The following is an 8,121-nucleotide window of genomic DNA, read 5'->3' on the forward strand; positions in this document are numbered from 1 at the left end:
ATTCCTTTTCAATTCGCCCGTTTTCTGCCGTGAAAAAAACTGACGGGCCGTGTCTGCCTTCCGGAAAATATCGACAAAAGTTCACTCCGGAGAACTACCGCAGGACGCCCGAAGCGGTCCCTCCGGTTCCGGAGGGGTATTCAAGGATAGACCCAGGATATCGAGCTGCGCCTGATCGATACCAGACGGAGCACCGGTCAGGAGGCAAGAGCCCTTCTGTGTTTTAGGGAAGGCGATCACCTCTCGAATGGAACTCTCCTGGGCCAGGATCATGACCAACCGGTCCAGTCCCAGGGCGATTCCTCCGTGGGGTGGGCAACCGTGTTCGAGACCTCCGACAAAAAAGCCGAACTTCTGATTGATTTCGTCGTCGCTGAGGCGAAGCAGCTGAAAAACCGTTTCCTGGACTGCTTTCTGGTGAATCCGAATGCTGCCTCCTCCGATTTCATGTCCATTCAGGACCAGATCGTAAGATAGGGTCCTGACAGTGCCGGGGTCCTCCCGCAAGCGTTCCAGGTCTTCAGGCCGGGGCGAAGTAAAGGGATGATGCATGGAATCCCAACGGTTTTCCTCTTCGTTCCACTCAAAGAGAGGAAAGTCGTAGACCCAGCAAAAAGCCAGCCCCTCCCTGGCAATTTGTAGATCCCGGCCGATCTGTACCCGGAGATTGCCCAATAGCTCACGAATCCTGGATATTTTCCCCCAGACGAGAAGGACGACCGGTTCCCGGGTTCCGTTGAATCTATGGACGAGAGCCTCCCAAGTCTCTGGGTCCAGCTTGTTTTTCAATGGCGAACCCCACTCATTGTCCTTGCAGCGGATATAGGAGAGACCGCAACCCGACTCCCGGGCTCTTAGAGACAGCTCATCAGCGGTTTTACGAGAAAAATCTTTCCAGCCGGGAACCTCCAGGGCATAGAGGGCGTCCTCGGAAGATAGCGTATTCCACAGCGTTTCCCTCACGGTTCTCGTCAGTGGAGTCAGATCAACCAACTCCAGGGGGATCCTGAGGTCGGGTTTGTCGGTCCCGAAACGAGCCATAGCTTCCGAGTAGGTCAAGCGGAGAAATGGAATATCGACCAGCAAGCCGGAAACCTTTGCCAGGCATTCCCGGATCAGCCCTTCCACCAGGCATATCACGTCATCCTGATCGACAAAAGACATTTCGATATCCACCTGAGTGAATTCCGGTTGCCGGTCGGACCGCAGATCTTCGTCCCGGAAACATTTGACTATCTGATAATAGCGATCGAATCCAGCAATCATCAAGATTTGCTTGAAAAGCTGGGGGGATTGGGGCAGGGCGTAAAAGGTCCCCCGATTCATCCGGCAGGGGACCAGAAAGTCGCGGGCCCCCTCCGGGGTGCTCTTGGCCAAAAAGGGAGTTTCGATTTCTATAAATTCCCGTTGAGATAGATAGTCCCGGATAGCTTTCGCTGTCTGGTGGCGCAGCATTAAATTCTTCTGCATCCGGGCTTTTCGCAGGTCGAGATATCGGTAACGCAGGCGCAGGTTTTCATCAGTATCCTTTTTTTCCTCAATTTCAAATGGTGGTAGTGTCGCTTCGGAAAGGACCTCAACCTGCTCTACCGATACTTCGATCGTACCGGTGGAAAACTTGGGATTAGCCAGCCCAACTGGTCTTTCGCGAACTACTCCTTCGATTCGAATGACATACTCGGAACGCATTCTGGTGACGTCTGGAAAACGCTTTTGGACTGCTGCGTCAAAAACCAGCTGGGTCATGCCCCAACGATCCCGTAAGTCGATGAAGACCAGCCCTCCATGATCCCGGCGCCGGTTGACCCATCCAGTCAATACCACCCGTTTTCCGGCATCGGTACTGAGAAGTTCTCCGCAATTATGTGATCTCATCATCTTCAGTAGCCCCCTGACAAAGCTTGATAACCGTCGCCAGGTCGCAAGGAACCTGTTTTCCAGTCATGAGATTTTTCAATGCGTAACGCCTGTTCCGCACCTCTAGTTCACCGGCGATAAGAATCAGGCCGATATTCATTTTCTGAGCTCTCTTCAAGTGTTGTTTGATTCCTTTATCGGCAAAATCCAGGTAGACTGGTATTGAGTGCCGGTTCAACTCCATGGCCGCATTTAGAAGAGCTTTTTCACCCGCTAGATCCAGCGGTGCTAAGTAAAGCCGCGGGTTGTTTCCCGGTACCGAAGCTTGCTCCTGTTGTTCCAGAAGGAGAACCACCCGCTCCATGCCCGCGGCGAAACCAACCCCGGGAATCCCGCTTATTCCCAGGGAATTGGAAAGATTGTCGTAGCGCCCCCCTCCGCCAACCGCATCCTGGGCACCCAGCGCTTTGGTTTTTATCTCGAAAGCGGTCCGAAGGTAATAATCAAGACCCCTGACCAGAAGAGGATTGACCGTAAACGGAATGGCGACAGCCTCCAAAAGACCAAAAAGAGCCTCCTGGTGATTCCGACAGACCGGGCACAGGGCTTGCTGTATGGTGGGAAAATCAGGGACGAGGAGCTGTTCCCGGCAGGTGGGGTCTTTACAGTCCAGGACTCGCAGAGGATTACGATCGGCACGCATCCGGCAGGTGGGACAAAAATGTTGTCGGTGCAGATAGTCGGACAATGTCCGGTGATAGGTTTCTTTGCATTCCGGACATCCCAGACTGTTGATCTCAAGAGTGAGCCGGCGAAATCCGAGTTTCTGGTAGATAAGCCAGGACAGGGAAATGATTTCCGCATCGCTCCCGGGTGAAAGAAACCCGATAGATTCGAACCCGAACTGGTGAAATTGTCTCATGCGGCCCGCCTGTGGCTTTTCATAGCGAAACATAGGGCCCATGTAATACCACTTCAGACGGGGATGGCTAACGTGGTAACCATGTTCGATGTAAGCACGCATGACCGGAGCAGTTCCTTCCGGCCGCAAAGTGAGGCTGCGGCCTGCCCGGTCCAGAAAAGTGTACATTTCTTTCTGAACGATATCGGTTTCTTCACCGATACTTCTAGCGAAAAGATCCGTATATTCAAAAATCGGGGTGCGGATCTCTCCGAAATAAAAATCCCGGGCGGTCTCCCGGACCGTCTTCTCTAGGCGGTGCCAGAGGATGGTTTCCAAACCAAAAATATCTCTGGTCCCTTTCGGTGCTTGGATTTTTTCCATAAACAACCTCTTCCCGGTTTTCTTTCGATCTGAACGGTCAACCACGAGACCAGCCGATACTATTCGCCCATTTTTCAGGAAAAACCTGTTGAAGTCAAGTCTCTCGGTCGGTTTTTCGGTTCTCTTCCACATCCCTTTGGTGAAGCTCAGGGAATTTCCGCGGAATCGACCCCTTCCACCTCCTGGAGGGCAAAAAGGATCTTTTCTTTATTGCTATTCAGGGGAAATTCGATCCAGAGAGAACAATTCATTTTCTCCCTACCCGCTTTTTCCAGCCGGACATTTTTAATGTTGACCTTTTCTTTGCCAAGCACCCGACCGATTTCCCCCAGTACTCCTGGCCGGTCGGCTATGGTGAGACGAATCCAGTGGAGCCCTCGTTTTTCCATTCTTTCATCAAAGTATTCCAAGGTCGTCAGGGCGAGAAGGGTTAACCCCACACCTATAAACCCAACTCCGATCAATCCGGAACCCATGGCGATACCGATTCCAGAAATTACCCAGAGACTCGCCGCGGTGGTGAGTCCGGTGACCGACGGTCCGAGACGGAAAATCGTTCCAGCGCCCAAAAACCCAATGCCACTGACGATCTGGGCAGTGATGCGGGACGGGTCAAAACCAAGGCGGCCGAAGGCGAAAATCGAGACGGTCGTGATCAGAGCTGAACCAAGACATAGCAGAACGTGCGTCCGCAAACCGGCTGGTTTTCCCGCCAGTTCTCTTTGAAAACCGACCAGTCCGCCAGCTATGAAAGAACTGATCAGGCGGATGAAGATTACCAGGGTGTCACTGTTCAATATTTCAAACATCGATGAACCGCACCTCTCCTTTGCCGTAATTTTCCGAAAAGCGAACCGTGTCCCTGAAATAAGGAAGGGCACTCTGCGCACCGACCCGGGTACAAGCCAAAGCAGCGGCATTATTCGCCATTTGCAGGGTTTCCAGCCAACTCATACCGGTGGACAGGCCATAGGCGATTCCCGCGTTGAACGCATCACCGGCTGCTGTGGTGTCCTGAACCTCAATCTCCCTGGGCAACAAATACATCAGTCGGTTTGCGTCATAGGTGGCGATGGCGCCCATTTCGCCCAAGGTAATCACCTTTCGGGACAGACATCGTTCTTCAAGAATCATCATGGCCTTCACCGAGTCGTCAACTGAAAAAATTTTGGTCTGGGTGAGCACTTCCGCCTCGTAAAGGTTCGGAGAAATGATGTCGTTCCTGTTTAAAAGCTCCAACGGAAAGGACTGGGCCGGAGCTGGGTTGAGGATAACCGGAATCTTCAGGGCGTGCGCCATTTCTATGCTCTTCCGAACCACACTGTGTGGTACTTCCAACTGGATTAAGAGCGTATCGCAAGCTTTGAACAACTGGGAAGCGTTGTCTAAATCTTCGGTCGTCAGGTACATATTGGCTCCCGGGGCTACCAGAAGGCGCGGCTCACCGTTACGATTGATAAAAATAAAGGCGAGCCCGGTATGGGTCAATGGTTGTTTGGTCACAAAGTGGTATTGAATATTCTCCTGCTCCAGGTTTAACAAGAGCCTTGCTCCAAACTCGTCATCACCGATTTTTCCGATGACATTGACTATTCCACCCAGCCGGGAACAGGCAATGGCTTGATTGTTTCCCTTTCCCCCCGGAAGCATGCTGAAATCCAGCGCAAAGAGGTTCTCCCCCACTTCGGGCATTCGATCGATTTTCAGGACCATATCGATGTTCAGGCTACCGACCACCAGCATTTTCGGTTTAGGCATCGACCGATAATCCTCCTATTCAGGGTTAAATAGCGTCTCCCGTCCAGTTTACTCCACCCTATTTCATTTTCATAGCCCCCACCATCATTCACTTTCCAATGCTCTTTCTTTTGGATACAATAATGGACACCGAATGAGCCGGTGATTCTGTAGGAGGTGAGGACATGATACCAGTAAAGACTGCTCTGGTGAGCGTTTCCGATAAACAGGGGCTGGACGTTCTAGTGCGTTTCCTTTCCAAGCGGGGCATCAAGCTTCTGGCGACTGGGGGAACCGCCCGGTACATCAGGAACCTTGGCTTGGCGGTCGAAGAAGTCTCGGAAGTTACCGGGTTTCCGGAAATTCTGGGAGGTCGGGTCAAAACTCTTCATCCGGTGATCGCCGGTGGGATTCTGTGTCGCCGGGACCTGGAGTCCGACCGGAGGGATCTGCTGCGGGAAGGAATCTCCCCAATCGACCTGGTGATTTGCAATCTCTATCCTTTCGAAAATATGATCGAGCGCGGTGAGTTTTCTCTGAAGAAAGTGATTGAAGAAATCGATATCGGGGGAATCACCCTCCTCCGAGCTTCCGCAAAGAACTTTCATTATGTCGTCATTTCTTCCTCCCCCGATCAATATCCCGAACTCATCGAACTTATGGAGCGTCATAACGGATCGTTTCCGGAGAACCGTTCTCTGGAATGGGCGATTGAAGCTTTTCAGCACAGCGCTCAGTATGACGCGTTGATCGCCGGCTACTTGTCCCGAATCGGAGGGATCCCTGAGAAGGTTTTCCCATCCCTGGTTCCGATTATACTTCAGAGAAAGGAAGTCCTTCGTTATGGCGAGAACCCCCACCAGCAGGGGGCCTATTACCGTGACCTGTCCTTCGACGGTGTCGGATTCATGAACCAGATGGAACAGTTGGGCGGCAAAGAGCTATCGTTTAATAATTATTACGATACTCAAGCCGCTTTTTCCCTGGTTCGGGAATTCACTTCACCGGCGGTCGTCGTGGTCAAGCACAACAACCCCTGTGGTGTGTCTGTCGATGCAGCACTATCCAAAGCTGCGGAAAAAGCGCTGGCCGGGGATCCGGTTTCGGCCTTTGGTGGGGTTGTGGCTTTCAACCGAACAGTTGATCGGAATAGTGCCCTTGTTTTCGGAGACCTGTTCCTCGAGGTGGTCGTCGCCCCCGCTTACGATCAGGATGCCCTGCAGTTTTTCAGTGCGAAAAAAAATCTTCGGATCCTCCAGGCGCCCCTGTCGGCTCCCGCCCGCTATGACCTCAAAAAAGTGGATGGAGGATTCCTCCTGCAGGATAACGACCGTCTCAGTTATGACGAAAAGGCCCTTCGTGTGGTCACCGACGTTCAGCCGGGCCCGTCGGAAATGGAAGATCTTCTGTTCGCCTGGCAGGTAAGCCGGTTCGTCAAATCTAACGCCATCGTTCTGGCTCAGGACCAAGCAACGATAGGTATCGGCGCCGGACAGATGAGCCGGATTGACTCCCTACGGATCGCCATCATGAAAGCCAGCCTCCGGCTGAAAAACGCCGTCCTGGCTTCCGATGCCTTCTTTCCTTTTCCCGATGTCGTGGAAGAAGCGGGAAAAGCCGGAATTCGAGCCATCATCCAACCCGGCGGGTCGATAAAAGACCAGGATTCCATCGATGCCTGCAACCGGCTGGGCATCAGCATGATTTTTACTGGGATCCGCCATTTCCGTCACTAACCAGTACAGCGGGAAATAGCGCTGCCTCTGGGAACAACCCCCAACCGTGCCCCCCCGATGCAGCGCTTTTTGACCGTTGCAACAGGGCCTGATCAGGGATTCGCGTACCAGGTGGGGTACTCATTTGGGCATGGCCATCCTCCTTAACGGGTTGACTCAGGGAGGGACACCTGCCGCCAAGGCGTTTCAGCGGGTTTTCTCTTTTCCTGTGAGTACAGGTCATTCTTCCCTGATTCAACCTGGCAGAGTCTTTTTTCTTCTGCCGCTCATTCACCTCCTCTATTTCTTTTTTCCTTTAATTCTGAATAAAACACTATTATAATATATTATATAGGTCTTAACAAAGCCATAAAGCAAATATAAAATTCATTTTGGAAGGTAATTCAACTATAAATCCACAGCAAAACAGCAGAACAGCAATAAAAGTCGTTCTTGATAAAAAAGAGAAACACTTTTAGAATTCAGATTATTGTATCTCTTGACAGATAGATATTTATACATTATGATAATTAAATCATATATGTACATATTACATATTTTTAAAAATTAAAAAGGGAGTGATATGAGATGGCCAAAGTCGCCAGGGAAATGGTGGAAAAAGCGGGTATCAATGTCGATGAGCTTCTGAAGCTTTTGGTCAGCAACGCAGCCGCAGAATTAACTACCTACTATTATTATACTATCCTACGAGCTAACCTTATCGGTTTGGATGGCGAAACCATCAAGGAAATCACCGAAGTCGCCCGTATCGAAGATCGTAACCACTTTGAAGCTCTGGTTCCGCGGATATACGAGCTGGGTGGCCAGCTTCCCGAAGATATGAAAAATTTCCACGATATCTCCGCCTGTAAGCCGGCCCGGCTTCCCGATAATCCAAAAAACGCGATGGAAATGCTCAAAGTCTTGGTCGAAGCGGAACGATGCGCCGTGCGCGGATACACTCAGGTCTGTAACATGACTGCGGGGAAAGACCACCGGACCTATGATCTTTCCCTCTCGATTCTCCACGAGGAAATCGAGCACGAATCTTGGTTTTCCGAGTTTTTGGGGGAGGGTCCATCCGGTCATTTCATGCGCCGGGGAGAAACCTCTCCTTTCGTGTCCAAGTTTCTCAAATGAAGCGTATATGATAAAAAGGGGGGCTTGCCCCCCCCTTCTAACTTATAGGAGATGCCCAGGCGGGTTTTCTCTGGAAATGAGTTAAAACAATGCCACGGGAAGGATGACCAACCCTTTTATGCTATAAAGGCTTTTATGCTATAAACTCAACTTTCGCAGGACGCAAAACACGCTGAAACCCTTTGTTTTACCGGATTTTCTAATGAAAACACCTCTCCTTTTTGGTACAATTGACATAGGCGGACAAGCCGCCAATCCTCAAAAAAGAGCGGTGCCTGATGATTCCTATTTTAACAGATACCATGACCAATCGGGGGTACGCGGTTCTTTTCTGTAACGGTGTCCCTTTCAGCCGCCGAAGCGCTTCCCGCCCGCATCCTCTTCATC

General features: G+C 51.2%; 6 protein-coding genes. 2 read left to right on the forward strand and 4 right to left on the reverse strand.

Translation table 11 applies throughout. The annotated features are described in order from the left end of the window. Positions 1–81 precede the first annotated feature (81 nt). The 4 genes from aspS to VLH40_06975 all read right to left on the reverse strand — a co-directional run bounded on the left by aspS (position 82) and on the right by VLH40_06975 (position 4,900). Positions 82–1,878, reverse strand: a complete 1,797-nt coding sequence (gene aspS / locus VLH40_06960) for an aspartate--tRNA ligase (GenBank protein HSV31744.1) — start codon at positions 1,876–1,878, stop codon at positions 82–84. Further along, on the reverse strand, positions 1,862–3,142 hold the full coding sequence (hisS, locus tag VLH40_06965; protein HSV31745.1) for a histidine--tRNA ligase: 1,281 nt from the start codon (positions 3,140–3,142) through the stop codon (positions 1,862–1,864). Before hisS ends, aspS begins: the two co-directional genes overlap by 17 nt. A 146-nt stretch (positions 3,143–3,288) precedes the next feature. Then, on the reverse strand, positions 3,289–3,951 hold the full coding sequence (locus tag VLH40_06970; GenBank protein ID HSV31746.1) for an MgtC/SapB family protein: 663 nt from the start codon (positions 3,949–3,951) through the stop codon (positions 3,289–3,291). After that, positions 3,944–4,900, reverse strand: a complete 957-nt coding sequence (locus tag VLH40_06975) for a ribokinase (GenBank protein ID HSV31747.1) — start codon at positions 4,898–4,900, stop codon at positions 3,944–3,946. Before VLH40_06975 ends, VLH40_06970 begins: the two co-directional genes overlap by 8 nt. 164 nt (positions 4,901–5,064) lie before the next feature. Here VLH40_06975 and purH point away from each other — a divergent pair, with 164 nt between their 5' ends. After that, positions 5,065–6,615, forward strand: a complete 1,551-nt coding sequence (purH, locus tag VLH40_06980; GenBank protein ID HSV31748.1) for a bifunctional phosphoribosylaminoimidazolecarboxamide formyltransferase/IMP cyclohydrolase — start codon at positions 5,065–5,067, stop codon at positions 6,613–6,615. Positions 6,616–7,182: 567 nt separating this feature from the next. Beyond that, positions 7,183–7,734, forward strand: a complete 552-nt coding sequence (dps, locus tag VLH40_06985; protein ID HSV31749.1) for a DNA protection during starvation protein — start codon at positions 7,183–7,185, stop codon at positions 7,732–7,734. The last annotated feature ends 387 nt before the right edge of the window (positions 7,735–8,121 follow it).

The organism is Atribacteraceae bacterium (assembly GCA_035477455.1).
Lineage (GTDB): Bacteria > Atribacterota > Atribacteria > Atribacterales > Atribacteraceae > DATIKP01.

What these genes read in the sequence shown, in the direction of transcription:
- aspS (HSV31744.1), bottom strand. Translation starts at nt 1,878, where the DNA reads ATGATGAGATCACATAATTGCGGAGAACTTCTCAGTACCGATGCCGGA.
- VLH40_06970 (HSV31746.1), bottom strand. Translation starts at nt 3,951, where the DNA reads ATGTTTGAAATATTGAACAGTGACACCCTGGTAATCTTCATCCGCCTG.
- dps (HSV31749.1), top strand. Translation starts at nt 7,183, where the DNA reads ATGGCCAAAGTCGCCAGGGAAATGGTGGAAAAAGCGGGTATCAATGTC.
- purH (HSV31748.1), top strand. Translation starts at nt 5,065, where the DNA reads ATGATACCAGTAAAGACTGCTCTGGTGAGCGTTTCCGATAAACAGGGG.
- VLH40_06975 (HSV31747.1), bottom strand. Translation starts at nt 4,900, where the DNA reads ATGCCTAAACCGAAAATGCTGGTGGTCGGTAGCCTGAACATCGATATG.
- hisS (HSV31745.1), bottom strand. Translation starts at nt 3,142, where the DNA reads ATGGAAAAAATCCAAGCACCGAAAGGGACCAGAGATATTTTTGGTTTG.